This window comes from Methylobacterium sp. Leaf112 (assembly GCF_001423295.1).
Lineage (GTDB): Bacteria > Pseudomonadota > Alphaproteobacteria > Rhizobiales > Beijerinckiaceae > Methylobacterium.
The window spans coordinates 179,277-203,575 of the sequence record NZ_LMNG01000001.1 but is presented as its reverse complement, the minus strand read 5'-3'; the positions used below and the strand labels follow the sequence as shown (position 1 = coordinate 203,575).

The 24,299-nt window shown below is 68.6% G+C and carries 30 protein-coding genes and 2 tRNA genes; 17 read left to right on the top strand and 15 right to left on the bottom strand.

Annotation, left to right across the window (positions count from 1 at the left end; genetic code table 11):
- Positions 1 to 82: 82 nt before the first annotated feature.
- The 4 genes from cysK to ASF52_RS00935 all read right to left on the bottom strand — a co-directional run bounded on the left by cysK (position 83) and on the right by ASF52_RS00935 (position 3,189).
- Positions 83 to 1,057: a cysteine synthase A gene (gene cysK / locus ASF52_RS00945; protein ID WP_056166134.1), complete on the bottom strand. Its 975-nt coding sequence runs from the start codon at positions 1,055 to 1,057 to the stop codon at positions 83 to 85.
- A gap of 166 nt (positions 1,058 to 1,223) precedes the next feature.
- Complete coding sequence (locus ASF52_RS00940) at positions 1,224 to 2,345, bottom strand: glycosyltransferase (RefSeq protein WP_156629932.1); 1,122 nt, start codon at positions 2,343 to 2,345, stop codon at positions 1,224 to 1,226.
- Positions 2,346 to 2,380: 35 nt separating this feature from the next.
- Positions 2,381 to 2,515, bottom strand: coding sequence for a hypothetical protein (locus ASF52_RS23415; protein WP_274533772.1), 135 nt, complete (start codon positions 2,513 to 2,515; stop codon positions 2,381 to 2,383).
- Positions 2,516 to 2,685: 170 nt separating this feature from the next.
- Positions 2,686 to 3,189: an META domain-containing protein gene (locus ASF52_RS00935; RefSeq protein WP_056166130.1), complete on the bottom strand. Its 504-nt coding sequence runs from the start codon at positions 3,187 to 3,189 to the stop codon at positions 2,686 to 2,688.
- A 332-nt stretch (positions 3,190 to 3,521) separates the two neighbouring features.
- Here ASF52_RS00935 and ASF52_RS00930 point away from each other — a divergent pair, with 332 nt between their 5' ends.
- Positions 3,522 to 3,794 carry a hypothetical protein gene (locus ASF52_RS00930; RefSeq protein WP_056166918.1) on the top strand — a complete coding sequence of 91 codons (273 nt, stop codon included), beginning with the start codon at positions 3,522 to 3,524 and terminating at the stop codon, positions 3,792 to 3,794.
- 105 nt (positions 3,795 to 3,899) lie between these two features.
- Here ASF52_RS00930 and ASF52_RS00925 read toward each other — a convergent pair whose 3' ends face one another.
- Both ASF52_RS00925 and ASF52_RS00920 read right to left on the bottom strand, forming a co-directional pair.
- Entirely contained in the window at positions 3,900 to 5,120 is a 1,221-nt protein-coding gene (locus ASF52_RS00925; RefSeq protein WP_056166127.1) for an NAD(P)/FAD-dependent oxidoreductase, read from the bottom strand.
- Entirely contained in the window at positions 5,117 to 6,073 is a 957-nt protein-coding gene (locus ASF52_RS00920) for a LysR family transcriptional regulator (RefSeq protein ID WP_056166124.1), read from the bottom strand. Before ASF52_RS00920 ends, ASF52_RS00925 begins: the two co-directional genes overlap by 4 nt.
- Positions 6,074 to 6,248: 175 nt before the next feature.
- Here ASF52_RS00920 and ASF52_RS00915 point away from each other — a divergent pair, with 175 nt between their 5' ends.
- The 4 genes from ASF52_RS00915 to ASF52_RS00900 all read left to right on the top strand — a co-directional run bounded on the left by ASF52_RS00915 (position 6,249) and on the right by ASF52_RS00900 (position 9,697).
- Positions 6,249 to 7,307, top strand: coding sequence for a class 1 fructose-bisphosphatase (locus ASF52_RS00915; protein WP_056166121.1), 1,059 nt, complete (start codon positions 6,249 to 6,251; stop codon positions 7,305 to 7,307).
- A 27-nt stretch (positions 7,308 to 7,334) separates the two neighbouring features.
- Positions 7,335 to 8,195 (top strand): phosphoribulokinase, encoded by an 861-nt coding sequence (locus ASF52_RS00910; protein ID WP_056166118.1) that lies wholly within the window; start codon positions 7,335 to 7,337, stop codon positions 8,193 to 8,195.
- 72 nt (positions 8,196 to 8,267) lie between these two features.
- Entirely contained in the window at positions 8,268 to 8,945 is a 678-nt protein-coding gene (rpe, locus tag ASF52_RS00905; protein ID WP_056166115.1) for a ribulose-phosphate 3-epimerase, read from the top strand.
- On the top strand, positions 8,939 to 9,697 hold the full coding sequence (locus tag ASF52_RS00900; RefSeq protein WP_056166112.1) for an HAD-IA family hydrolase: 759 nt from the start codon (positions 8,939 to 8,941) through the stop codon (positions 9,695 to 9,697). The genes rpe and ASF52_RS00900 overlap by 7 nt, the downstream gene beginning before the upstream one ends.
- 2 nt (positions 9,698 to 9,699) lie before the next feature.
- Here the strand turns inward: ASF52_RS00900 and ASF52_RS00895 are convergent, their stop codons facing one another.
- Positions 9,700 to 9,963 carry a hypothetical protein gene (locus ASF52_RS00895; RefSeq protein ID WP_056166109.1) on the bottom strand — a complete coding sequence of 88 codons (264 nt, stop codon included), beginning with the start codon at positions 9,961 to 9,963 and terminating at the stop codon, positions 9,700 to 9,702.
- Between the two features lie 96 nt (positions 9,964 to 10,059).
- A tRNA-Thr gene (locus ASF52_RS00890) sits at positions 10,060 to 10,135 on the bottom strand.
- Between the two features lie 476 nt (positions 10,136 to 10,611).
- Here ASF52_RS00890 and ASF52_RS23080 point away from each other — a divergent pair.
- The 6 genes from ASF52_RS23080 (at position 10,612) to ASF52_RS00865 (ending at position 14,973) form a co-directional block, all read left to right on the top strand.
- Positions 10,612 to 10,752, top strand: coding sequence for a NepR family anti-sigma factor (locus tag ASF52_RS23080; protein ID WP_244473650.1), 141 nt, complete (start codon positions 10,612 to 10,614; stop codon positions 10,750 to 10,752).
- A 50-nt stretch (positions 10,753 to 10,802) separates the two neighbouring features.
- Positions 10,803 to 11,330: a sigma-70 family RNA polymerase sigma factor gene (locus ASF52_RS00885; RefSeq protein WP_443136640.1), complete on the top strand. Its 528-nt coding sequence runs from the start codon at positions 10,803 to 10,805 to the stop codon at positions 11,328 to 11,330.
- 143 nt (positions 11,331 to 11,473) lie between these two features.
- Positions 11,474 to 13,249 carry an ABC transporter ATP-binding protein gene (locus ASF52_RS00880; RefSeq protein ID WP_056166103.1) on the top strand — a complete coding sequence of 592 codons (1,776 nt, stop codon included), beginning with the start codon at positions 11,474 to 11,476 and terminating at the stop codon, positions 13,247 to 13,249.
- 212 nt (positions 13,250 to 13,461) lie between these two features.
- Positions 13,462 to 13,929, top strand: a complete 468-nt coding sequence (locus tag ASF52_RS00875; RefSeq protein WP_056166100.1) for a MarR family winged helix-turn-helix transcriptional regulator — start codon at positions 13,462 to 13,464, stop codon at positions 13,927 to 13,929.
- Between the two features lie 381 nt (positions 13,930 to 14,310).
- On the top strand, positions 14,311 to 14,769 hold the full coding sequence (locus tag ASF52_RS00870) for an NUDIX hydrolase (RefSeq protein WP_056166097.1): 459 nt from the start codon (positions 14,311 to 14,313) through the stop codon (positions 14,767 to 14,769).
- Between the two features lie 129 nt (positions 14,770 to 14,898).
- Positions 14,899 to 14,973 (top strand) — tRNA-Thr (locus ASF52_RS00865).
- A 905-nt stretch (positions 14,974 to 15,878) separates the two neighbouring features.
- On the opposite strand, the gene ASF52_RS00860 is transcribed toward ASF52_RS00865, so the two are convergent.
- The gene (locus tag ASF52_RS00860; RefSeq protein WP_156467428.1) at positions 15,879 to 16,115 is read right to left on the bottom strand and encodes a hypothetical protein; all 237 of its coding nucleotides are present in this window, start codon (positions 16,113 to 16,115) and stop codon (positions 15,879 to 15,881) included.
- A 345-nt stretch (positions 16,116 to 16,460) separates the two neighbouring features.
- On the opposite strand from ASF52_RS00860, the gene ASF52_RS22330 reads away from it, so the two are divergent.
- The gene (locus ASF52_RS22330; RefSeq protein WP_156368979.1) at positions 16,461 to 16,598 is read left to right on the top strand and encodes a hypothetical protein; all 138 of its coding nucleotides are present in this window, start codon (positions 16,461 to 16,463) and stop codon (positions 16,596 to 16,598) included.
- A 536-nt stretch (positions 16,599 to 17,134) separates the two neighbouring features.
- On the opposite strand, the gene ASF52_RS00850 is transcribed toward ASF52_RS22330, so the two are convergent.
- Both ASF52_RS00850 and ASF52_RS00845 read right to left on the bottom strand, forming a co-directional pair.
- Positions 17,135 to 17,392 carry a hypothetical protein gene (locus tag ASF52_RS00850; RefSeq protein WP_056166089.1) on the bottom strand — a complete coding sequence of 86 codons (258 nt, stop codon included), beginning with the start codon at positions 17,390 to 17,392 and terminating at the stop codon, positions 17,135 to 17,137.
- A gap of 154 nt (positions 17,393 to 17,546) precedes the next feature.
- Entirely contained in the window at positions 17,547 to 18,182 is a 636-nt protein-coding gene (locus ASF52_RS00845) for a DUF2059 domain-containing protein (RefSeq protein WP_244473017.1), read from the bottom strand.
- A 570-nt stretch (positions 18,183 to 18,752) separates the two neighbouring features.
- Here ASF52_RS00845 and ASF52_RS00835 point away from each other — a divergent pair.
- The 5 genes from ASF52_RS00835 to ASF52_RS00820 all read left to right on the top strand — a co-directional run bounded on the left by ASF52_RS00835 (position 18,753) and on the right by ASF52_RS00820 (position 20,825).
- On the top strand, positions 18,753 to 19,205 hold the full coding sequence (locus ASF52_RS00835) for a hypothetical protein (RefSeq protein ID WP_056166083.1): 453 nt from the start codon (positions 18,753 to 18,755) through the stop codon (positions 19,203 to 19,205).
- 405 nt (positions 19,206 to 19,610) lie between these two features.
- Entirely contained in the window at positions 19,611 to 19,766 is a 156-nt protein-coding gene (locus ASF52_RS22325) for a hypothetical protein (protein ID WP_156467429.1), read from the top strand.
- Positions 19,767 to 19,790: 24 nt separating this feature from the next.
- A complete protein-coding gene (locus ASF52_RS00830) occupies positions 19,791 to 19,976 on the top strand; it encodes a ribosome modulation factor (protein WP_056166081.1) in 186 nt (61 codons plus the stop codon).
- A gap of 198 nt (positions 19,977 to 20,174) precedes the next feature.
- Positions 20,175 to 20,375, top strand: a complete 201-nt coding sequence (locus ASF52_RS00825) for a hypothetical protein (protein ID WP_056166078.1) — start codon at positions 20,175 to 20,177, stop codon at positions 20,373 to 20,375.
- Between the two features lie 261 nt (positions 20,376 to 20,636).
- The gene (locus ASF52_RS00820) at positions 20,637 to 20,825 is read left to right on the top strand and encodes a hypothetical protein (protein WP_056166075.1); all 189 of its coding nucleotides are present in this window, start codon (positions 20,637 to 20,639) and stop codon (positions 20,823 to 20,825) included.
- Between the two features lie 130 nt (positions 20,826 to 20,955).
- On the opposite strand, the gene ASF52_RS00815 is transcribed toward ASF52_RS00820, so the two are convergent.
- The 4 genes from ASF52_RS00815 to ASF52_RS00800 form a co-directional block, all read right to left on the bottom strand.
- Entirely contained in the window at positions 20,956 to 21,165 is a 210-nt protein-coding gene (locus tag ASF52_RS00815; protein ID WP_056166072.1) for a hypothetical protein, read from the bottom strand.
- Between the two features lie 100 nt (positions 21,166 to 21,265).
- Positions 21,266 to 22,618: an NTP/NDP exchange transporter gene (locus tag ASF52_RS00810; RefSeq protein WP_056166069.1), complete on the bottom strand. Its 1,353-nt coding sequence runs from the start codon at positions 22,616 to 22,618 to the stop codon at positions 21,266 to 21,268.
- Positions 22,615 to 23,334, bottom strand: coding sequence for an NADPH-dependent F420 reductase (locus ASF52_RS00805; RefSeq protein ID WP_056166066.1), 720 nt, complete (start codon positions 23,332 to 23,334; stop codon positions 22,615 to 22,617). Before ASF52_RS00805 ends, ASF52_RS00810 begins: the two co-directional genes overlap by 4 nt.
- On the bottom strand, positions 23,324 to 24,253 hold the full coding sequence (locus ASF52_RS00800) for an aldo/keto reductase (protein ID WP_056166063.1): 930 nt from the start codon (positions 24,251 to 24,253) through the stop codon (positions 23,324 to 23,326). Before ASF52_RS00800 ends, ASF52_RS00805 begins: the two co-directional genes overlap by 11 nt.
- Positions 24,254 to 24,299 lie beyond the last annotated feature (46 nt).

Here is a 24,299-nt window from a genome sequence, read left to right as displayed (position 1 = left end):
TCGAGGGGTCGGTGGCCTGGACTCACGGCTTCGCCGAAACCGGCGGGTGGGACACGGGAAAGGCCGTGTCCCACGGGCGGTCTCAGATGCCCTCGAACAGAGCCGAGGAGATGTAGCGCTCGGCGAAGGAGCAGGCGACGGTGACGATGCGCTTGCCCTTGAACTCCGGGCGGGCGGCGAGTTCGAGGGCCGCGGCGACGTTGCCACCGGTGGAAATGCCGCCGGGGATCCCTTCGAGCTTGGCCAGCAGCCGCGCCGTATCGAAGGCGGTCTGGTTCGAGACGGTGATCACCTCGTCGACGACGGACCGGTCGAGGTTGTCCGGGATGAAGCCGGCGCCGATGCCCTGGATCTTGTGGGGGCCGGGCTGGCCGCCGGAGATCACCGGCGAATCCGTCGGCTCCACCGCCACGACCTTGAGGCCGGGCAGACGGGGCTTGAGGACCGAGCCGACGCCCGTGATGGTGCCGCCGGTGCCGACACCCGCCACGAAGGCATCGAGCTGGCCCTGGGTGTCGTTCCAGATCTCCTCGGCCGTGGTCTTGCGGTGGATCTCCGGATTGGCCGGGTTCGAGAATTGCTGCGGCATGATCGCGCCCGGGATCTCGTTGATGAGTTCCTCGGCCTTCGCGATCGCGCCCTTCATGCCCTGCGGGCCGGGGGTGAGGGCGAGTTCCGCACCGAGGAACGCCAGCATCTTGCGGCGCTCCAGGGACATGGTCTCGGGCATGACGAGGATGAGGCGGTAGCCGCGCGCCGCCGCTACGAACGCCAGCGCGATGCCGGTGTTGCCGGAGGTCGGCTCGACCAGGGTGCCGCCGGGCTTGAGCTTGCCGGACGCCTCCAGGGCGTCGATCATGTTGACGCCGATACGGTCCTTGACGCTGGCGATGGGGTTGAAGAACTCGAGCTTGAGCAGGATCTCGGCATCGATGCCGCGCTCCTTGGTGATGCGGTTGAGGCGCACCAGGGGCGTGTTGCCGATGGTTTCGGTGATGGATCCGAAGATATGGCCGTGGCCGGGCGTGCGGGTGGCGGCGTGGACGGACTCGGCCATGGTGATCTCCTGTCGCGGGCGTTTCGGTCTCGCGCCGGGGGATATCGCGTCGGCGGGGGCGAGGCAATCGCCAACAGCCTGCGGGCAAAGGGAAATCTTCTCCGTCAACGGGCTTCCGTGGGCGACTTAGAATCTTTGTGCTGCCCATTCCGCCAAAGTTGGAATTTCATTCCCCGCCACCCGTTCGAGGACCACCTCCACCGATCACCGCGCCCGCTGCGATCCAGGCGGCGAGGAAGCGCTCCGCCATCGCGCCCACCCCGTAGGCCGTCTCGATCCGCGCCCGCGCGGCGAGGCCTGCGGCCCGGCGGGCGGGTGCGGGCAGGGTCGCCATCGCCCGGAGGGCTTCCGCCAGGGCGGCCGGATCACGCGGCGGCACGAGGCACCCGAGGCCACCCAGGATCGCGCCGGCATCCCCGACGGAAGTGGCGACCGGTACCAGCCCGGCGGCCATGCCCTCGGCCACGGCGTTGGAGAAGCCCTCACCGAAAGCCGACGACGACACGGCGATGTCGCCCGCCGCCTGAATTCGCCAGAGGTCGTCGCGCCGGCCGAGGGCGCGGGCATTGGCCGGCAGGTCGAGGCCGAGCGTCCCCTCCCCGGCCAGGAGAAAGTGGACCTCCGGCCGGCACGCCGCGGCGGCCAGGAGGGTGGCGTGGTCCTTCATCGGATCGAGGCGGGCCGCGTGAATCGCCACCACCGCCTCGTCGGACAAGCCGAGTTCGCGGCGCAGGGCGGCCCGTGCGGCGGGATCGGGCCGGAAGCGCACGGTGTCGATGCCGTTGGGAATGACGGCGAGGCGGCGCGGGCGGTAGCCTTCGGCCAGATGGAAATCCACCCCCGCCCGGCTGTTCGACACGACGAGGCCGGGCCAACCCGATAGGCGCCGGCCGATGGCGAGCAAGCGGCCGTAGCGGGCATGGTCGATGTCGGAATTGCGCAGGCCCCAGGCGAGGAGCGCGTCCCGCGGCGCCCCGGCGAGGCGGTGTGCGCCGGCGGCGAACAGGTCGCCGTGATAGAGCCAGCCCTGCACCACCGCGGGACGCAGGGACCGGATCAGCCGCGCGAGGCGCAGCAGCGCGACGGCGGAGCCGGCGGCCCCGCGCGGGGCGAGGCGATGGACGGTCACACCGAGGCGCTCCAGGGCGGCGGCGTTGGGGCCGTCGCCGGTCAGGCTCACCACGTGCTGCGGCATGCCCCGGGCCAAGAGGCCCCCGCACAGGGCGACCAGCATGGTCTCGGCCCCGCCCGTGCGCAGGCCGGAGATAACGTGACACGCGGGGCGCAAGGGATCAGGCGCCCGGCATCATGGTCGTCCCCGCATCAGGCCCGCAGGAGGGCGACGCACAGAACGGCAAGGGTGGCGAAGGCTCCGCTCGCGGAAGCGATGACGAGGGCACTGGGATGCGGCCCGGACAGGAAGGTGTAGCGCGTGTCCTCACGCGCACCTGCCCGCAATCCGCGGCTTCCCGTCGTCCATTCCAGCCGCGTTCCCATCGAATTCCCCGTGCCTGCCATGGGGATCAGCAGGCGCCGGGGGCGTTGAACGAGGGGTAAACTCGAGCCGCAGAGTCCGGATCGTCCTCAACGCAGGCTTAACGCCACGAGAACAGAGGAACCGGCGTCGATCAGAGAGCGCGGTCGAAGCGCAGCTCGCCTTTCTGACTCTTGATCACGAGTTGCGACCCGACGAGGTCCCACTGTGCCGCCGTCCGCAGGGCGATGAAGAAATCCTGCTCGCTGGCGCCCAGGCCCTTGTCGCAGGGCTTTTTCGTCAGCGCGAGGGGGCCGACGGCGAGGTGCTGCTCCTTCAGCGGGAAGGCGGTCGCCGCGAAGGTGTTGCAGCCGCCGTAGCCGCGGGCACGGTACTGCTTGTCGACGATGAAGCTCGGCCGGTCGTTGCCGCTGAACGCCTTGCCGTTGAGGCTCACGGCCGTCCAGGTCGCGTCGAGGGGGAAGATCTTCTCCTGCGCCTTGGCGGCGGGCACATACTGCTTCTTCTCAGGCTTCTCGCGCGCGTCCTTGCCGAAGCCGGTGACGTTGCCGCCCATCTGGGCCCGCACCTGCGTGGCGGTGGTCACCGCGCTGGCCGCAATGGCACCGGCCATCGCGGCGATCAGGATCGCTCTCATCCTCGGCCCTTTCTCAGTTCAAGCGCGCACGCGTCGCGTCGGTGGACGAAAATTCACTCGTTCACGCGGGACGATTCGCAGCGGCGGAGCGCGCGGGACCGTCGACGGAGCGAGCCTGCGCCAGGGCCAATCGGATAAGATTCCAGCACAAATATGGTCAAGACCCCGTGAAGGGTGATTTCCAGCCGTCCACGGACCATCGCAGCGGTTTGCGTTGAACGAAGGCGCTCATCCTCCGTTGTCGGGTCAGGCGAGACGGCCTGACGGCGAACGAGGGATGCACGGTGGCGGGATCGGACGAGGGCGGAGCGAGCGGCATGAACCCGAACACCATGAGCGCGGCGCAGTCGCGCGCGGCCCGTGCGCTGCTCGACTGGTCTCGGGGCGATCTCGCCGGGAAAGTCGGGTTCGGCGAGGAGACCATCGAATCCTTCGAATCGGGCGGGAGCGACCTCGCCTCGGGACAGATCGAGGCCCTGCGCAGCGCCCTGATGGCGGCGGGCGTCGTGTTCACGGAGGACGGCTCGGCCGGCGTCCGCCTGAGCGACCGGGGCGGCGACGAGGGCACCCGCCTCGGTGCGCTCACAACCGAGAACGACCGCTAAGCAGGTTTCGCAAAAGTGGTCACCGGTTTCGCGTCGAAAACCTGCGACAGATCAAGAAGCCAAGCAGGGTCTCGTTGGCTTGCCAACGAGACCCTGCTTAAGACGTCACCGCCCCGTCGCCAGCGCCTTGAGATCGTGGGCGGGATCGGCGGCCGCGGTGGGGCTCAAGGTCCGACCCTGCGCAAGGATGCGCCGCGCGGCCATGTGGTCGCCGGGGCGATCCACGGTCTCGACGGCGGACAACCGGCCTTCGCGAAAGCGGAACACGCAGAGCCCCGACGCCACGGGCCGCGCCACGGCCGCGTCGGACGGAGCGGACAAGCCCGCGATCTGCAGCTTGTGCGGACCCTGGTCGCTCCAGAACCACGGCACTGCGTCGTAGGCGGCGGGCCGGCCGACGAGGCGCGCGGCGAGGCACCGACCCTGATCGAGGGCGTTCTGCACCGATTCGATCCGGACGGACGCGCCATCGGCGAAGCGGCTCGGAGCGCGGGCGCAATCGCCGATGGCGGAGACGGCGGGATCGTCGGTGGCGAGGAACGCATCGACGTGGACGCCGTCCCCGACGGCGAGTCCGGCCGCCTCGGCCAACGCCTGGTTCGGGATCACGCCGATGCCGACGAGAACGAGATCGGCCGCGAGGGATGAGCCGTCGCGCAGGCGCACGGTCTCGGCACCCTTCTCCCCCTCGATGGCGGTGACGCCCGCCCCGAACAGGAAGCGGATGCCGGCATTCCCGTGGGCGCGGGTGAAGAACGACGCCGTCTCGGCCGAGACGGCCCGGGCCATCGGCCGCTCCGCCGATTCGAGAACGGTGACGGACAGGCCGCGCGCGGCGCAGATGCCCGCGAATTCGAGCCCGATGAATCCCGCTCCGACGACGGCGACCGAACGGGCATCGGCGAGGGCCGCTTTCAGACCGTCGGCGTCGGCACGTCCGCGCAGCTGGAACACGCCGGCCAGGTCGGCGCCCGGGACCGGCAGCGCCCGGTTGCGCGCGCCCGTGGCGAGGACGAGGTGATCGTAGGCCACGGCCGTCCCGTCGGCGCACAGCACGCGCCGCGCCGCCCGGTCGATGGCGTCGATCCGCACGGAGGGGCGGTGGTGGATGCGATGATCCGAAAAATACGCCGCCGGGCGCAGTTCGAGGCCGGACGCGTCGGTCTTGCCCGCGAGATAGGCCTTCGACAGGGGTGGCCGCTGATACGGCAGATCCGGTTCGTCGCCCAGCAGCGTGATGGGATCGGCGTAGCCCGCCTCGCGCAGGGACGCGGCGAGCTGGAAGCCGGCCTGCCCGGCACCCACCACCACCACGCCCGCGCTCACGCCTCGAACTCCGCGGTGACCGCCGAGACCCGCGGCACCAGGGCGAGTTGCGGCAGCCAGCGGCCGCCATCCTTGACCACGTAATCCCAGCACGCGGCGGCGGCCGGGCCGAGCACCTTGTCGGCCCGGCGCACGGCGTACCAGTCGCGCCGGATCGGCAATCCCTGAACGTCCAGGAGGACGAGGCGGCCGCTTCCGAGTTCGGCCGCCACCGTGTGGGCCGAGATGAGGGCGATGCCCAAGCCCGCCATCACCGCCTGCTTGATGGTCTCGTTGGAGCCCGAATCGATGCCGAGGCGCGCCCGCTTGATCATGATGCCGTTCATGAACTCCTCGAACACCGTGCGGGTGCCCGACCCCTCCTCGCGCACGAGGAAGGATTCCTGGGCCAGATCCTCCCGGGTCAGTCCGGTGCGGCCGGCGAAGGGGTGGCTCGGCGCCGCGACGACCACGATGGGGTGGACACCGAAGGTCTCCGCTTCGATGGCGAAATCCCGCGGTGGCCGGCCCATGATGGCGAAATCGATCTCGTAGTTGCGCAGGGCCTCGACCATGTTGCCGCGGTTGCCCACCGCGAGGTTGATCTCGACGGCCGGATGCGTGCCGACGAAGCCCGAGATGATGCCGGGGGCGAAGTACTTCGCCGTGGAGACCACGCCCATGGCGACCCGCCCGCCCGCGCCGCCCTTGAGGGTCTCCAGCCGGTCGGCACAGGTTTCCAGAACGGTGTTGATGCTGTCGATGGCCCAAAGCATCTCCCGACCCGCATCCGTGGGCCTGAGGCCCGTGGGGGTCCGGTCGAACAGCAGCAGGCCCGCCTCCTCCTCCAGCTGGCGGATGCGCGCGTAGAGGGCGGCGGAGGTGACGTTGAGTTCCTGGGCCGCCCGGGTCATCGTGCCCAGTCGGGCGACGGCCGCGACGGCCTGGAGCTGCTTCAGGGAAAGGTTGCGCATGGGCCGGTTTTAGTTTTTTTGGAACCGCCCGCAAGTTTTTTCAAATTCCTTGTTTTGATGAGGACGCGCCCTCCGGCGCTCTGGTTGTCACGGGCCCACTCGTGGCAAGGAGATGAAAACGCGGCGTGGGCGGTGGCCTACGTGCGGACGATGAATCCTGAGAGAAGGTGAGCCGATGTCGATGGGATCTCTGGAGATCGGGTCTCGCCTCGATGCGTGCCTCGCCGCGGCCGTCGCCGCCGACCCGACGCTGTCCGATGTCGCCAAGGTGATCGCGGCCTGCGCCACGGCGGCCATCGAGGTCAGCACGGTGATCGGGCGCGGTGCCCTCGCCGGCGACCTCGCCGCCCAGGGCGCGCAGAACAGCGACGGCGACGTTCAGAAATTCCTCGACGTGCTGGCCCACGAGCGCTTCACCGAGGCCTTGCGCGGGGCGCCCGTTTCCGAAGTCGCCTCGGAGGAATCCGAAGGGGTGATGCTTCTCAACCCCGGCGCACCGCTGGCAGTGGCCATCGATCCCCTCGACGGCTCGTCGAACATCGGCGTCAACATGGCGGTCGGCTCGATCTTCGGCATCTGGCCGACGGCTTCGACGCCCGAGAACCCCCTCGGCTCGTTCACGGGGCCCGGCACCCTCCAGCGCGCCGCCGGCTTCGTCACCTACGGTCCGGCCACCTCCCTGGTGCTGACCCTCGGCCACGGCACGCAGACCTACACCCTCGACCGGGCGGAGGGCGCCTTCCGCCTGACCCACCCGCGCATGGAGGTGGTGGCTGCGGCCAAGGAATACGCCATCAACGCCTCCAACGCCCGCCACTGGGACACCCCCGTGAAGGCCTATATCGAGGATTGCCTGCGCGGCGCGGAAGGCCCCCTCGACAAGGACTTCAACATGCGCTGGCTCGGCTCCCTCGTGTCCGACGCCCAGCGCGTGCTCCTGCGCGGCGGCGTGTTCCTGTACCCGGGCGACAATCGCAAGGGCTACGCGCAGGGGCGCCTGCGCCTCCTCTACGAGGCCGCTCCCATCGCCTTCCTCATGGAACAGGCGGGCGCCGGCGCCATCGACGGCGAGCGCCGCATCCTCGACATCTGCGCGAGCGCCATCCACGAGCGCGTGCCGCTGATCTTCGGCTCGGCCGACGAGGTGGCGTGCGTGGCCAAGTACTATGGCGGCCGCAATCCGGCGGCCGGGCGCTCGCCCCTGTTCGGGCAGCGCGGCCTGATGCGCGGCTAGCGGTAGGGGTCGCCTGGGCCAGAACGCATGTCGTCGCGTCATCCCATCATCTCGGTCACGGGCTCGTCGGGGTCGGGCACGACCTCGGTGCGCAACACCTTCGAGCAGATCTTCCGCCGCGAGGACGTGAGCGCCGTCTATATCGAGGGCGACGCGTTCCACGCCCTGGACCGCATCGCCATGCGCAAGGCCATGGCGGCCGAACCGACCCTCAGCCACTTCGCGCCGCGCGCCAACCTCCTGCCCGAGCTCGAGGAGGTGTTCCGCACCTACGCCGAATCGGGCACGGGCCGCACCCGGCATTACGTCCACGACGCGGCCGCCGCCGAACTCTACGGCACGCGGCCCGGCACCTTCACCCCGTGGGAGAGCTTCGCGCCGGGCTCGGACCTCCTGTTCTACGAAGGCCTGCACGGCTGCGTCGTCGACGACAACGTCGATCTCGCCCGCTACGCCGACCTCAAGATCGGCGTCGTGCCGGTGATCAACCTCGAATGGATCCAGAAGCTGCACCGGGACCGCTCGACCCGGGGCTACTCGACGGAGGCCGTCACCGACGTGATCCTGCGGCGGATGCCCGACTACGTGCAGACCATCTGCCCGCAATTCACCTGGACGGACATCAACTTCCAGCGGGTGCCAACGGTGGACACCTCGAACCCGTTCATCGCCCGGTGGATTCCCACCGCCGACGAATCCCTGGTGGTGATCCGGTTCAAGGACCCCAAGGGGATCGACTTCTCCTACCTCATCTCGATGATCCAGGGCTCGTTCATGAGCCGGGCGAATTCCATCGTGATCCCGGGGGGCAAGCTCGACCTCGCCATGCAGCTCATCCTGACCCCGATCATCATGCAACTCGTCGAGCGCAAGCGCCGTATGGCGTAGGAACCGCGCCGCCTGGCGTGAGGCGCACGCCGCACGCGTTGAAGGGCGCCGCGCGCCCGAGAGGACAGAACCGTGACCAGCCCGATCATCTCGCCCTCGATCCTCTCGGCGGATTTCGCCCAGCTCGGCGCCGAGGTGCGCGCCGTCTCGGAAGCCGGGGCCGACTGGATCCACCTCGACGTGATGGACGGGCATTTCGTGCCCAACCTCACCTTCGGGCCCGCCGTGGTGAAGGCGCTCAGGCCCCACAGCACGAAACCCTTCGATGTGCACCTCATGATCGCCCCGGCCGATCCCTACCTCGCGGCGTTCGCCGAGGCCGGGGCCGACACCATCTCGGTCCATGTCGAGGCCGGTCCCCACATCCACCGTTCGCTCCAAACCATCCGCGACCTCGGCAAGCGCGCCGGCATCGCCCTCAACCCCGGCACGCCGGCTTCCGCCGTGGAACCCCTCCTCGACATGGTCGACCTCGTGCTGGTGATGACGGTCAATCCGGGCTTCGGCGGCCAGAGCTTCATCCCCTCGACCCTGGAGACCATTGCCCGCATCCGCGCCATGGCGGCCGGCCGTCCCCTCGACATCGAGGTCGATGGCGGCATCACCCCCGAGACCGTGGGGCTCGCGGCGCGGGCCGGCGCGAACGCGTTCGTGGCCGGCAACGCCGTGTTCAAGGGTGGCCCGGCCGGCTACGCCGACCGGATCGCGGCGATCCGCGCCAATGCCGGCGGCGATCCGGTGTCATGCTGAGGGCGCTGATCTTCGACGTCGATGGGACGCTGGCCGAAACGGAAGACCTCCACCGGCAGGCATTCAACCAGGCCTTCGCCGAGATGGACCTGCCCTGGTCCTGGGACTCGGCCTTCTACGCCGACCTGCTCGCGGTGATGGGCGGCAAGGAGCGTCTCGCCCATTACGTCGAGACCCGGCATGCCGGGGATCTGCCCGCCCTTCGTCCACGCCTGGCCGAGATCCACGATCGGAAGACCCGGATCTACGGCGAACTGGTAGAGGACGGGCGCCTCGGCCTGCGCCCCGGCATCGCCCGACTCGTCGCGGAAGCCCGGGCCGCCGGCCTGCGTCTCGCCGTCGCCTCCACCACGAGCCGGCCCAACGTCGAGGCCCTGCTGCGGATGAACTTCCCCCGGGGCGACGTCCCGTTCGACGTGATCGCCTGCGGCGACGAGGCCGCCCGCAAGAAGCCCGCGCCCGACGTGTTCGAACTCGCCCTGGCGCGCCTCGGCGTCGATGCCTCCGAGGCCATCGCGTTCGAGGATTCCGTGGCCGGCATCCGCTCGGCCCTCGATGCCGGGCTGCCGGTCATCGCCACCCGCAGCCGCTACACCGGGACCCACCGCCTCGACGGCGCGTTCTCGGCCGTTTCGGACCTCGGCGAACCGGACGCGCCGCACACGCTGCTGTCCGGCACCGCCTGGCCCGGTCACGTCGTCACCCTCGCGGGCCTCCGGGCCTGGCAGGACACCCGCGAGGCCGAGGCGTAGACCTATTCCCGCTCGGGCCGGGCCTGCAGGATGGCGGCGCGCACGAACGGACGCTTGAGCTGCGGGCCGGCGTCGGAGCGGTTGACGAAGTCGTTGGCACCCGGGTGTCGGCGTATCGCCTTGCCGAGATTGAGCCGGTAGCCCTCCTTGAACGTGTAGGGCAGCGCCATCGGATCGGCCATGAAGGCCGCGATGGCGGCCTCCACCTCGGCCTCCGCGATGAGTCCGAGGTCGCACAGGGCGAGGATCGTCAGCTTTTCGGTCATGGGGTGGGATAGGCCGGAACGGCCGGCCACGGCAATGCGTGCGGTGCGCCGGAATGACGACCCAGTGCCGGGCGGTCGAATCTGGATCGGAAAAAGTGGTGCCGGTTGCGGGACTTGAACTCGCGACCTACCGCTTACAAGGCGGTTGCTCTACCAGCTGAGCTAAACCGGCGCTAAAGGTTGCGCTACCAGCGCGCTCCGCCCTGCGCAAGCCCCGGCCTCTCCCTGCCCGTACACCGCGGGGTCACGCCGGCAGGACCCGCGTTCAGCGAACAGACAGATCGCTCCGCTTAAGCCTTCCCTATGGCCGAGCTTGATCGGCCTGTGTTTTCGATCAGCAACAGTTCGGAAACAAGCCTCCGGATTCAGGGGCTTAAGATCCAATGAATGCATTTTTCAGTACACGTTAAATCGCTCTTCGTTAGCACCGCCGTCGATAGGATTTCGGATACGGCCCCGATACGCAGGGCCGGCGGTGCATGCCTTACGAAAGCACGGCGCCGCGCATCCGCCCTCGGACAATGGGCAGCGATGACCAGACACGCGAGCGATTCAGGCCTCGACGCCGTTCCCGCAACGGCAGCTCCGCATAACGGGTCGGGGATCATTCCAGCTCTGCCGCCCACGGTCCGAGAACCGGCACCGCCGTTGGGACGCGAAGCGCGGCGCCGGATCGGGCGCAACCTGCGCCTGCTCTACGGGGACGTCCTCCATCAGCCGCTGCCGGATCGCTTCACGGCGCTCCTCGACAGCCTGTCGTCGCAATCCGATTCGCAGGGGTCCCAATGACGTGCCCATCGATCCGGCCGGCTTCCCCCCAGGGCGGAGCCGACGCCGAGATGCGCGATCTCCTCCTCGGCGCCATCCCGGCCCTGCGGGCGTTCGCGTACTCGCTGACCTACAACCTCGACCGCAGCGACGACCTCGTCCAGGACACCCTCGTGCGGGCCTGGACCAAGGCCGACAGCTTCCAGCGCGGCACCAACCTCACCGCGTGGCTGTTCACCATCCTGCGCAACCTGTTCTATTCGGAACAGCGCAAGCGCAAGCGCGAGGTGGAGGATGGCGACGGTGTCCATGCGGCTCGCCTCACCAGCCTGCCCGAGCAGGAGATCCGGGTGGAGATGCGCGAGTTCCAGGCCGCCCTCGACGGCCTTCCCTTGAGCCAGCGCGAGGCCCTGGTGCTGGTCGGCGCCCAGAGCTTCACCTACGAGGAGGCCGCCGCCATCTGCGGTGTCGCCGTGGGCACCATGAAGAGCCGGGTCAGCCGCGCCCGGGGCCGTCTCATCGAGACCTTGGGAATGACGGGCACCGACGACATCGGCGCCGACGCCTTCACCCGCGCGGCCGCCGGCTCGGGCCCTTGACCGGGCCGGCCGGCTGCGATTCGCGGTCGGCCGGCTTCAATGGGCGTCAAAATCCTCTAAGGGGCAGGGCCGAGTGGCTCCGCCCCCGATCGTGACGGTCTCGTCCGCAGGGCCGCCGGAGCCTTCACCCGAGGAGCCCCGCCATGCGCGCCCTGATCGACCTCGTGCGCGTCCTGCGGCCGCGCGACCGGCGCCGGCTCGCCCTCATCGCCCTCGGCCTCGCCTGCGCCGCCCTGTTCGAGGTGGTGGGCGTCGCCTCCGTGGTGCCGTTCCTGACCCTCGTGGGCGACCCGTCCGCCGCCAGCCGCATCCCCTATCTCGCGACCCTGCGCGACGGCCTCGGCCTGACCGACGACCGCACCTTCCTCATGGTGACGGGCGGGGCGGCGTTGGCCGCCATCCTCACCACCAGCGTGGTGAATGCCGGCCTCACCTTCGCGCAGCTCCTGTTCACCAACCTCACGGGCTACGGCCTCGCCCGGCGCCTGCTCGCCCGCTACGTCGACCGCGAGCGCCTGTTCTTCGCCCATGCCAACAGCGCCGAACTCGCCAAGAACGTGCTGAGCGAAACCGACCGCCTCGTGGTCGGCGTCCTCACCCCCACCACGGTCATCGCCTCGCGCAGCGTCTCGGCGCTCGCCGTTGTCACCTTCCTGATCTTCTACGCACCCCGCCTCGCCCTGATCCTCGGCGGCGGCTTCGGCGGCCTCTACGTGCTGCTCTACCTCGTCATGCGGGTGCGCCTCGCCCGCCTCGGGGCCAGGGCCGTGGCGGACAACGAGCGGCGCTACCGCGTGGTGCAGGAGACCTTCGGGGCGCTGACCGAGCTCAAGCTCTACGGCCGGGCCGAAGCCTTCGCCGCCGGGTTCGACGGGCCCGCCCGGGCCTACGCGAAGGCCACCGCAGCGAGCCTGCTCACGGGCCAGTTGCCACGCTTCGTCATCGAATCCCTGGCCTTCGGCGGGGTCATCGTGGTCGTGCTGTTCGCCCTCTCCCAGGGACTCGACACCGCCGGGCTGCTCCCGCTGCTCGGCCTGTTCGCCTTCGCCGGTTACAGGATGCTGCCGGCCTTCCAGAACATCTTCACGTCGCTTGCCCTCCTGCGGTTCTACCTCCCGGCCGTCAGGATGGTGGTGGACGAACTCGCCGGCGAGCGGACGCCGCGCCCGCGCCCGGCGACGCGCCTGCCGTTTCGGAGGGACATCCGCCTGACCGGCATCGGCTTCGACTACACGCCCGAGCGTCCGACCCTGCGGGACATCGATCTCACGATCCCCGTCAACACCACGGTCGGTCTCGTCGGCCGCACGGGATCGGGCAAGTCGACCCTGGTCGGGCTCATCCTCGGCCTCCTCACGCCCACCACCGGGTCCGTCACCGTGGACGGCGTCCCCCTCGACGCCGAGACCCTGCCGGCCTGGCAGAACCGCATCGGATACGTGCCCCAGGACGTGTTCCTCATCGATGCCTCCGTGCGGGAGAACATCGCCCTCGGCGTTTCGCCCGAAGCCGTGGACGGGGCCGCCGTAGAGCGGGCCGCGCGGCTCGCCGGCTTCCACGAGGTCGCGCTGGGCCTCGACGGGGGCTACGATGCGGGTGTCGGCGAGCGCGGCATCCGCCTCAGCGGCGGTCAGCGCCAGCGCCTCGGCATCGCCCGGGCCCTGTACCACGACCCCGACGTGATCGTGTTCGACGAAGCCACCAGCGCCCTCGACGGCGAGACCGAGGCGGCGGTGATGGGTGCCCTCGCGTCCCTGAACGGCACCCGCACCATCATTCTCATCGCCCACCGCCTCACGAGCCTCGCGGGCACCGATACGGTCCACGTCCTCGATGGCGGGCGCCTCGTGGCCTCCGGTCCTCTCGCGACGGTGATGCCGGATGCGGCCGCTCGCATGTCCGCGCCCGCCGAAGCGTGACGGGAGCGGCCTCACAAGCAAAAAACGCCGGCCGGTCCGGGATATGCGTGTATTCACCGCGGATGGGGGTGGATCGGCCATATACCGGAACGTCCCAGGTCGGCTATCCTGTTCTCCCGGACAGATTTTTCGTCACAGGTTTCCCGGCCCGGTTTTTCGGCAGGGTCCCAGCCGCTCCATTCACGGCCCGGGAACAGATGGCATGGTTTGGCATGGTCGACGCTCCTGCTCCAGAAACGCCTCCGCAGATCGATCCCCTGCTCCTCGACAATCAGCTCTGCTACGCCCTCTACGCCGCGGCCCATCGCATGACGAAATCCTATCGTCCGATGCTCGAGCGCCTGGGCCTGACCTACCCGCAATATCTCGTCCTCCTCGTTCTGTGGGAGACGGACGGCATCACGGTCTCGGAGATCGGCCGACGGTTGCGCCTCGATTCCGGGACCCTGACGCCAGTACTGAAGCGCCTCGAAACGGCGGGGTTCCTCCTGCGCAGCCGGCGACGCACGGACGAGCGCGAGGTCGAGATCGCCCTCACCCCGCAAGGCCGGGCGTTGCGGGGCGAGGCCACGACCGTGCGGGAATCGGTGATGTGCCAGCTCAACATGTCCGAACCCGAAGTCCAGGCCATGCGGGCCGACCTCAATGCCCTCATCGAGAATCTGAGCGCCGCCGGGTAACCGCCCCTCGCAGGGGTTCCGCCGGGTCTTCGGGCTCGGGAGATGCGGCGGAAGCCGGGCATTCGGCAGCGGCACGCCAGGAATCCTTCGGCGTCGCGGTCTCTCCCCTCATCCGAGCGCCGTTCGCGACGGCGGCATCGGTGTGTCTCGGACCGCCCTATTTTAGCCGGATAAGTATCTCCATGGAACCGGGAGCGGACGGCGGCTATGCCCTCGTTCGATCATCGATCTTCGAGGACCAGCGGTGCGGACACCGGACGCGAACGAAGTCGGCTGTCTCGTCGGTCTCATGGCCAGAGCACCGGCGCCTCCTGCCCGGCGGACGAGCACGGGAAAGCGCCCGTCCGGCGAACCCGCAAGGCTCCCGGGCGTTTGTCCCCGATGAACGCGACCTTGGCCGACACGGACCGCGAGCCTCGGCGGCAGGTGGGCGCACTGCCATACCGGCGGATGCGTGACGGAACCTACACCATCCTGCTCATCACCTCACGGGAGAGCCGACGCTGGGTGATTCCGAAGGGCTGGCCGATGAAAGGGCGCAAGCCTTTCGAGGCGGCCGCCCGCGAGGCCTACGAGGAGGCCGGGCTCATCGGTTCCATCGGCAAGCGTCCGCTCGGCTTCTATCTCTACGAGAAGCGCCTGAAGAGCCGTGATTCCGTCCTGTGTCAGGTCAAGGTCTTCCCGCTCGAAGTGCGCAAGCAGCTGAAATCGTGGCCCGAGAAGGACGAGCGGGAGGATCACTGGTTCTCGCCCGCCGAGGCCGCAGACGCTGTGGCCGAACCGGGCCTCGCCGCGATCATCCGTGCCGCGTGCAAGCGCGACGCGGATGTGTTGCGCTGAAATCGGAAGCCGACACGAAAGTTCACCGGCGGTGCGATTGAGTCCGCCCAGGCGATTGCCAAGCCGGAAACGATGGGCTAATCCCCCGCTCGTCCAGACGGAGACGCCGCGGCGAACCCCGGACACCCCGCTGCTGTAGCTCAGTGGTAGAGCACCTCATTGGTAATGAGGAGGTCGACAGTTCAATCCTGTCCAGCAGCACCATCACAATCAATCACTCACCCCCCACACCGCGGACTGGCCAAGCGTTCCGGCAGGCACGGTGACGTGTGCCCGGCCCGCGACATCGGCGAAGGGTGAGCGCAGGGGAACTTGAGCCCTTCCCGTCCCAGAGCTCAACCCTCCGGCGTGGGACACATCCGGCCGTCTCCTGTCGCGCAGTGCGCTGCATCAGGCCTTCGCCGACGAGGGCGGAATCGCACGCTTTGTTCAGCCACGCCGGCTGGAGACCCTTCGCAAGGCCCTGCGTCGGCCCCATGAAGGACGGTCGGTCGCAGCATTCGCCTGCGGCTTCGTCAGCGAGAGCCACTGCCGCCAAGCCTTCCGAGCCGCGTTCGGAAGCCTCCGGGCCGCTACCGCGCCGGCATCCGACAGGCCCGCCAGGGCGAGGCCGGCGGCGGATCGCCCCTCGAGGTTTTCCAGCGCTGGGCGAACCAACTGTATTGACCCGTGTCCGGGCCTCGGACGGCACCGTTCCGGGAGGAGGCCCGACGAACCATGAGGCCTCGGTCTTGATCGGACGTCGCGGGTCGCCCCTGATCCGTCCGCACGACGAAAGACCCGCCTCGGATCGCTCCGGGCGGGCAAGGTGGGAAGATCATCTCGGGTTCGAGGGATCTATGGGGTAGACGGATTCAGGGGACGCGATAATCCGTGGTCCGCCTCCGGCCCCCGGCATCGACCGCGCCCACATCGAGCAGGTGGCTCAGCCGGGCCGGCGCGCGTCGAACCCGCTCCTGCGAGCCTCGATCCTTCATCCGAATCCGATCGGCGTCGGACAGTACACCTGAGCCAACAGAAGCAATCACGCAGAAAAAACCCGCCCTGACCGAAGCCGAGCGGGTTCTTGAATAGCAATGAAGGAATGCTCCTTCACGTGTCCGGTGAAATCAGCAGTCGTTGCTGCCCGGCTTGACGACCTGGCCTTCGGCCGGCTTCTTCTCGCCCGCGCCGGGCTGGGTGTTGCCGCCGACGTTGGACATGGCGCCGACCGTGCCGGGCGACTCGGCCTTGGCGCCGGGAGTCACCTTCGCATCCGAAGGACCATCCGCCTTGGAGGTCTTGTCGGTGGACGCGTTCTGGCCCTGGGCGTTCGTCGTCGTTCCGACGGCGCAGGGCGCAGCCATGGATGCCGATCCCGTGGCGATCACAGCGGCCGCCGCGATGGCAATCATGCAAAAATTCTTCATTGGTTTCTCCGAAGGCGTTTCCCAAAGTTCCCAACGACGCGAAGCGCCATCACGTTCCGATGGCCGAGCGGGTTCCGACACGAACCGGGGGCCGGAGACCGAACCGCCGCCTTCGCCGCACGGCCACGCCCCCCCGATCCGTCCAGCCCATCGGGCTCATGGACGAACCCGTCACGGTCGCGCTCAAACCGACGATCACGGTCTCGAAACGAGCAGCGGTGCCTTCGGCGATCCTGTAGAAGCGGACGTGAGCCTTCCGACCCTTCCCCCACGGACATCGTCATGCCCCGCTGGTTCCTCGCTTTCGTTGCCGCGATCGCCACCCTGGCCGTGGTGATCGCCCTCCTGTTTCTCGGCAGCGGTGCCACCAAGAACACCGTTCCGGCGCCGGAAGCGGGGGTGAAGGAGACCACGAAGTAGCCGCGACGGTTCGCCCGGGCCGCGAACAAAGGCGCGCCCGACGGCGTTTCATGCCTGAACCTCTCCACACGACGGAACGCTTCATGCGCAGGACGACCCTTGCCCTCCAATGGACGGCCCTTGCCCTCGCGACTTCGTTGATTCTCTCGCTGACGGGGCCCGCCGACGCGCAGACCCCGGGTGGCGCCCCGGCGACCAGCGACGGGAACACCGCCGCCGATCTCAGGAGCAACGGCGACAAGGCGGACAACCGCACGATCGGGTCCTCCAGGGGCGGGAGCGACAACCCCGGCGGACGTCCCTCCGATCATAACGGCACGGCGAACACCCTCGGAAAGGAGAACGGTAGGGCCGACGGTTCCGCGTCGTCGCCCGCACCGCGCCCGTGACCGTACCCCGATCGTTTCCGGGCTCGGACTTTTTCTCCGATCAGTCCTTCACCCCAGGTCCGTGAGTCCGACCTTCGAAGCGATGAGCCAAAAAACCCGCCGCGGCGTGAGCCGGGCGGGTGATGATGATCCGAACCGATGGACGGGTTAGCGACCGCCGCCGTTGGCGCTGCCGTTGGGGATCGCCTGTTCGGGCCGCGAGGCGTTCCCACCGGCGGCGGAATCGGTCGTCGCCGTGTCGGCACCGGTCGCACCGCGCGAGATGGCGATGTTGGCGTCGTTGCCAGTGCTGTTCGGCTCGCTCTGCACGACGACACCGGGAGCGCCCGGCTGACCCGGAGGGCCGACCTGGGCGAGTGCGGGGGTGGCGGCGAACAGGGCGGTGGCGAGGATGAGTGTTCTCATGGCGAACTTTCGATTGGGCCGACGGAGGGACAATCTTCGCCGGCTCAGCTCGAAACAAACTCCGGAACGCCCCGAAGTTTCCTGACCGCTGTGTCACACCCGGAGGCGATCTGACCCGAAAAACCCGCCTGGGCGGGCTTGGCGGGCGTGGGGATCATTTCGGCTTATCGCCCGGACCCCAACCATGCGCCTTGATGACTTGCATGATCTTGGTCTGCATCTCCGGCATCAGCGCTTGCATCCACTGCGTCGTCCCGGTCATTTGCGCCTGAGCGAGCTGCGGCTGGGCAGCCGCCAGGCGCCGGCCCGCCGGAGAGGCGTAGAACGCTCCCACCGCTTGGAGATCATCCTTGGAGAGGACCGTCGCGAAGCTGCGGGCCTGGAGATCGAGGAGTTCGTCGTAGTGCGCGGTCAGCATCGGAAGCACGGCTTCGCGGACGATCACCTGCGCGCGCTCCGGCTCGCGCACGCCCATCTGCTGCATCATGCCGGCCATGGGAGCGGCCATCGCGTTCAGGGTGGTGACACGGTCGCCCTGCATCTGGGCAACGACCTCGCGCGCCACCTTCAGAGTCGCCGGATCCTGCGTCGCCGAGGCCGATGGCTTGTCCGGGGACGGGGCCGCCTGTGCGTACGCCCCGTTCGCGAGGGACGTGCACAGGGCGAGGCCCGCGACGATGCGGCCGAATTGGTTCAGCAAAAGCGTTCCTCCAACATTGGCACCCGCGAGACGGGGCACTCCAAAAGAAGAACCCGCCGGGCTGGGAACCGGGCGGGTGAAGGTGGTCACATATGAGGATGCCCTGGGAAGGGCAAGGGACTATCGCATCTGGTATGCCAGACGCCAAGCCCCCGGCGGCCGGATTGGTCCGCTATTCGACGCGCCGACGGTCCTCGCCGCATTCGTCTCTTCACGGAACCGGTGCTGGGCTTCGAATGGATCGGTCGAAAGGCGCCCATGGTCGGACCGGCCTCCGGGTCGTGGAACGAATCCGATCCCATCCGAATACTTTCACGGGTACGGATGGAGTGCGCGCGAATGCTTGCGAGATTGTTGAGCGCCATCGCGGGTACTGGCGCGGATCGGGCGGGCGAGAGCACCCGGCTCGCGCAACCTCAAACGAAGGCGACGAAGGCACCCGCGAGACCGCCGTCGCCCCGGAACGACGAGGGGATGCGGAGGGTCTGCGAGGAAGTGGAAAAGGCGCTGCGGGAGGCCGGGCATCTGCGGTGAGGGAACGCCGCCGCAAGGTCGGTGATGGGCCGTCGGGTTGCCGCGGCGCGCTGCCGCAAACAGGAACTCGCCGATCCTCGGCCCTCTTTCCCCATCACAGTCCAGGAACGGATAGAGAGTTGCTTCATGCGTCATGCAGTGATCGGATTTGGTGCGCTTGCCGCCATGGTCTCGGCGGGGCCGGTCCTCGCCCAGGGTAAGCCGCTCCCGGCCCCATCGAGCAGCACCACGGTCCAGGGGGAGCTGACCATCACGATGGATGGCGACAAGCCCGTCTGTGCCCCGGCCGAACTCAAGCTTCCGGCCAACACGAACGTCGAGCTCCACATCGTCAGCACGGCGAACGTGCCCGTCACCATCACGGCACCCGGCCAGTTCGAGAAAGGTCACGTTCTCCACGCGGACGGCTCGCTCGTCCACGTGTCGAGCGAAAAGGGCTACCTCGTGAAGGCGAATGGCCAAGGCGTCCTGAAGATCCGGACCATGGAGGCTGGAACGGAAACCTACGCCTGCACCACCACGAGCAACCAGAAGGCTCCCTTCGAAGGCAAGCTGGTCCTGACCGCTCCGGCAGGGTAGCCGCGTCTCGAGCCTCGGGACAGCCGATCCACGGCTGCGCCGGGCAGGGGACGAGCGACGAACGGCCCTGCGACGGTCGGGCGGATGACCGGAGCGGATCGGGCCGTGGCCCGGTGATGATGACGGGGCTGTTCTTCGCTCTCTTTCTCTACGGCGAGACGCCGGCTTTGCCGGCCCTTTTCGCCCGACGTTCGCGATCTCTGCCGGAACGCAGGTGATGCGAGGCAGAGGGCGAAACCGAAAAAATGTCTGCGGCCCCGGGGGATCGAAGGTAGTCGATGCAGGTTTAACCTTAGAATATGCTTGGCGTCGGCGAAGCGAATACCGCCTCGCCGTCACCGAGCATAGCGAGATCGAGAACGATGACTTGCCGCACGGCAAGGGCTTCCGATTCAGGAGCAGACGATGGCAGACGATCAGCCGAAACCGTCTCAAGTGGACGCGACGCCGGATGCCGGCTCGCCGGCGCCGCAGCCGCCCGAGCCGGGCCATCATCCGAAGCCGGCCGAGACCGACGCGCAGCCGGACAGGCCGGTCCCCAACGACGCCGCAAATTCCTGAGCGCCTCTCTCGGGGACCCGAACCATGGCCTTTCCCCAACGCTCCCCCGCCGCCGTGAGCCAGGAAGGTCGGCACGCGCGCGACCGGGGCGATCCGCTCACCGCCAACCCGTATCCCGAGGGCTCCGAGGAGCATGAGACCTGGGCACGGGGCTGGACGGTTCCCGATGGTGAGATCGGGCACGAAACCGCCGGGAGCGATGTTGGCTGATGCGGTTCGATTTGGACGATCGGGGTTGTCCAAGCTCCGGACCGAACAGGACCGTTTCCGGCTTGTGGTTGTCCTTCTTCCCCGGCACACGCGGGTTTGCGACCAGATTGCACATGCCGCGAGGCTCACCCTCCGCACGACAGGCCTCGCGCCGAATCGGCCGGTGATCTATTCAGCCCGCCGCAACGGAGCGGCACGATGAGTCAGATCGCCAAGGAATTCTTCCGTGATTGGGTTGCGGACAACCTCGACCCCGACAAGCCCCCCCAAACCCACCTAGACGAGCTGCTACAGGATGCCGACGACGAAGGCATCTCCGAGGAAGAGATGGTGAAGGCCGCCGGTGGCGATCTGCTCAAGGCCGTCTCGAAGGCGATCGCGAAGGCCAAGCAGGACTGAGACCGTCTCCGGATCATCCGTTCGGAGATCAGTCTCAGGCAGCCCGCGCGGTGCCTGAGCGAAGCCGAAATCCGCATCACGAAGCGATCAACCGGTATGAGCGCCCATTTCCAGAGTCGCATCGGGTGGAATTTGGCCGAACGGCTCCGACGCAGAACCGCCGTTCATGGCACCTGCAACCTGTGGGCGGTTCCCGAACCAGGACGGAACGGAGTATCGAAAGCTTCGCCGTAAGCGCGGCGCAGCACCCCAGGAGCCTGGATGACCAAAGACGTGCAGCCCGATCGCTCTGCCTCGACGCTCGCATCCGTCTCTGACGAGATCTATCCAACCCCCTTGAAAAGCAGGCCGGACCTTCCGGCCGAAGACCTGTCGCCGGCCCCCGCGGAGGATTCGGACCTGTCGGCCGCCCATACCGAAAGCTTCGAGGGATTCAGTTCCTTCGGCTGAGTACAGTCCCACATCGTGGACGGCCTACGGCCTGCGCTGGGGCCGAGTGCTGCAGGCCGTCCCGATACCCACCCCTTCGGCGATGTCACCGACCTGGCCCGACCTCGGAGCCGGGGCCCTGGTGTCCAGCCTACTCGCGCGGGCGGGACACGTCCTCGGCTTCCGTACCGGGTCGATCGCTCGGCCCCTCGGGGGTCGCCCGTACGGTGTCATGGTCTGCGTCGCGCGGGGAGACCGCCGCTCCGCCCATGTCGGGTTTGGAGTGCCGCTCGCGCGCGCCGCGTTCCTGATCGTAGGTCGATTCGGGCAGGTTCTGGTTCGAGGCGGTCAGATCGGACATGCGTCGCTCTCCCGTTCTGCCAGCAACGCACTGGGCGTCGAAACGGTTTCGGACGACCGCAATCGTCGATTCCACCGTCTTCGTAGCTCGGGCGATCGGCTCAGGGACGTTCCCCACCCGATGGATCTTCCCCCCTCCGCTGGCGCTCCTCCTGCCTGCGGCCGAGCCAGAGACTGTTGAGCAACCATGCGATCGAGAGCGGTACCGCAGTCACGGCCACCGCCGTGGAGCCGAGGCCGAGCGCCCCGATCCCGGCGAAGGACCACGCTCCGATCTGGTCGCCGGTGCGGTAGACCACGGTGTCGAGGAAGTTCTTCGCCTTGTAGCGATCTTCGCGCGGCACGACGGTGAACAGAACCTCGCGGATCGGCCGGGCGATGGCGAAATTGCCGGCCCGCCGCAGGACCTGGAACACCACGATGGCGGAGATGGTCGGCGATACGGCAAGGGCGGCAAAACCCAGGACGCTGGCCGCCGGCAGGAGGGCGAGGCTCGGCCCGACGCCGATGCGCCGGACGATCCGGCCGGTGAGGAAGAACTGCACCCCGAGCGTCAGCGCGTTCACCAGGAGGTCGACGCTGGCGAAGAACGCCGTCTGCGCCCCGCGGTTCGCGAAGCTCTCCTTCGCGATCTTGGCCTGCTCGAAATACAGGAACGTCGAGGTCACCGAGAACAGCAGCAGGAACAGGCCGATGTTGAGGAGGTAGGGCGAGCGGAACGTGCGGGTGATGCCCGCGAACGCGCTGCCGCCGATGGCGTCGGCCGGGGCCACGTCACCGGCCACGGGGCGCTGGTGCAGACGGTCCGACAGGCGTGCGAGGCCGCGCATGCTGAACACCGCCACCTCCAGCAGAACAGCCGCTCCGATGAGGAGCGCCCAGGTCGGCACGTCTCGGGCGAGGATCGCGGTGGTGGCCGAGCCCGCGATGGCCCCGAGGGTGGCACCGGCGGCGATGAAGCCGAACAGGCGCTTGCCCTGCTCCGTCGAGAAGACATCGACGACGGTGGCCCAGAACACCGACACCACGAACAGGTTGAAGATCGACAGCCAGATGAAGAACGCCCGGCCGATCCAGACGTCGCCTTCAGGACCGGCGAGGTAGAGTGACACAGCGAAGACGAGGATGTTGGCAGCGAAGAAGCGGTAGGTCAGGGGCACGAACCGGGCGCGCGGCAGGGTCTTCACCAGCCAGGCGAAGGGCACGTTCAGGGCCAGCATGCCGATGAGCGTGCCGGTGAACAGCCAGGGCAGGTTCTCGATCCCACCGGCGATGCCCATCTGGTCGCGAATCGGGCGCAGGACGTAGTAGGCGGCAAGAATCGAGAAGATGTAGGCCCAGGACCACGCGAGCGCCGGAACTTCGCCCGGCCGGACATCGACGAGGCGCCCTAGCCACGAACGCGACCGGCCCTCGGCGGGGACGGGCTCCGCCGCCCCGCCGAGGCCGCTCAACGCGCCACCCCGAGGCGCGCGCCCGATTCAGCGGCGGTGAGGTCGTGCCCGAAGCCCGGCGACCCCATGGCGAAGCTGTCCGCCTTGGAAAGGGGCCCGACGATCACCGGATCGAAGCCGGCCTCGGTCACCAGCTTGGCGACGGTCGCCACGGCTCCGGCATCGTCGCCCGCGAGGGGGATCGCCATGCGGGCGCCGTCGCGATGCGCGTTCTTGGCAAAGACCTTATAGTTCGCCGCGTTGAAGGCCCGCACGATCCGGGCGCCGCGCAGGTACTTGGCCGAGACGGCGGCGATGCCGCTCTCCTTCACCTCGGCGTAGACCTCGCCGTCGCGGGCCTGGGTCGCGTTGCCGGCATCGATCACGGTCTTGCCCTGAAGAGCGGCGCCGTGGTCGGCGCTCAGTTGCGGATAGGCCTTGTAGGGCACCGCGATCAGCACGACGTCGCCGAAGGCGATGGCCTCGGCCGGAGTCCCGGCACGGGCCTTCGGACCGAGGCTCTCGACGAGGCCCTTCAGCTCCTCGGGGTGGCGGGAGGAGACCATCACCTCGTGCCCGGCCTTCGCCCATAGGCCGCCGATGGTGCCGCCGATGTTGCCGGCACCGACGATGCCGATGCGTGCGGGCTGCGCGGCGGACTGGGCCCAGGCGCTCCCGCTGGCGACGAAGGCGGCGAGCGCGAGGGCCGCGCGGCGGGACACGAGTTTAGAGCGCATCGACAAAGGCCTCCATCCGGGCACGCTGGGCCGCATCGGGCATCCGGCCCCGGGCGGCCCCGAGGTTGTCCTCGACATAGGCCACCTTAGCCATGCCGGGGATCGGGCAGGTCACGGCCTCGTGTCCGAGGACGTATTTCAGGAAGAACTGCGGCCAGCTCGCGCAGTCGAACTCGGCGGTCCAGGGCGGCAGTTCGCGGCCCTGGACCGCCTTGAACAGGCGGTCGCGCCCGAACGGCACGTTGACCATCACGGCCATGCCGCGCTCTGCGGCGAGCGGCAGGATGCGCTGTGCGGCCAGCCGATCGTCGAGGGCGTAGTTCACCTGGATGAAATCCAGGGTCTCGCGCTTCATGACGGCTTCGAGATCGGCGAACTGGCTGTCGCGCCACACGGTGACGCCCGCATAGCGGATGCGCTTGGCCGCCTTGAGGTCGCGCAGGGTGGCGAGGTTGGTGGCGGTGTCGATGAGGTTGTGGACGGCGACGAGGTCGATGGTCTGCGTGTTCAGGCGCTTGAACGAACGCTCGATTTCGGCGAGCCCGGCCTCGCGCCCCGGCGTGCCGACCTTGCTGCACAGGAACACCTTCTCGCGCAAACCATCCTGCGGGAGGATGAGGCCGAGCACGTCCTCGGCCGTGCCGTAGCTCGGGGCCGTGTCGATGACGGAGCCGCCGAGCGCCACGAACCGCCGGACCGCCTCGCGCAAGGGCGCGACCTTGTCGGGCGTCGGCTCGACCTCGTAGCGGCGCGAGGTGCCGATCCCAAGGACGGGAATCCGCTCGCCCGTGGACGGGATCGGCCGGCTCAAGAGCCCGCCCGCTTCCGCCTGCGCGGGTGACGCGGCGGATCCGAGAAGCGGCACCGCCAAGGGAAGCAGGCCTGTGCCGGCCAGGAAAGCGCGTCGGGATGGGTGCATGCGGGCTCCTCACGGGGACGGGCGTGCACTCCCATCTAGGTCACCG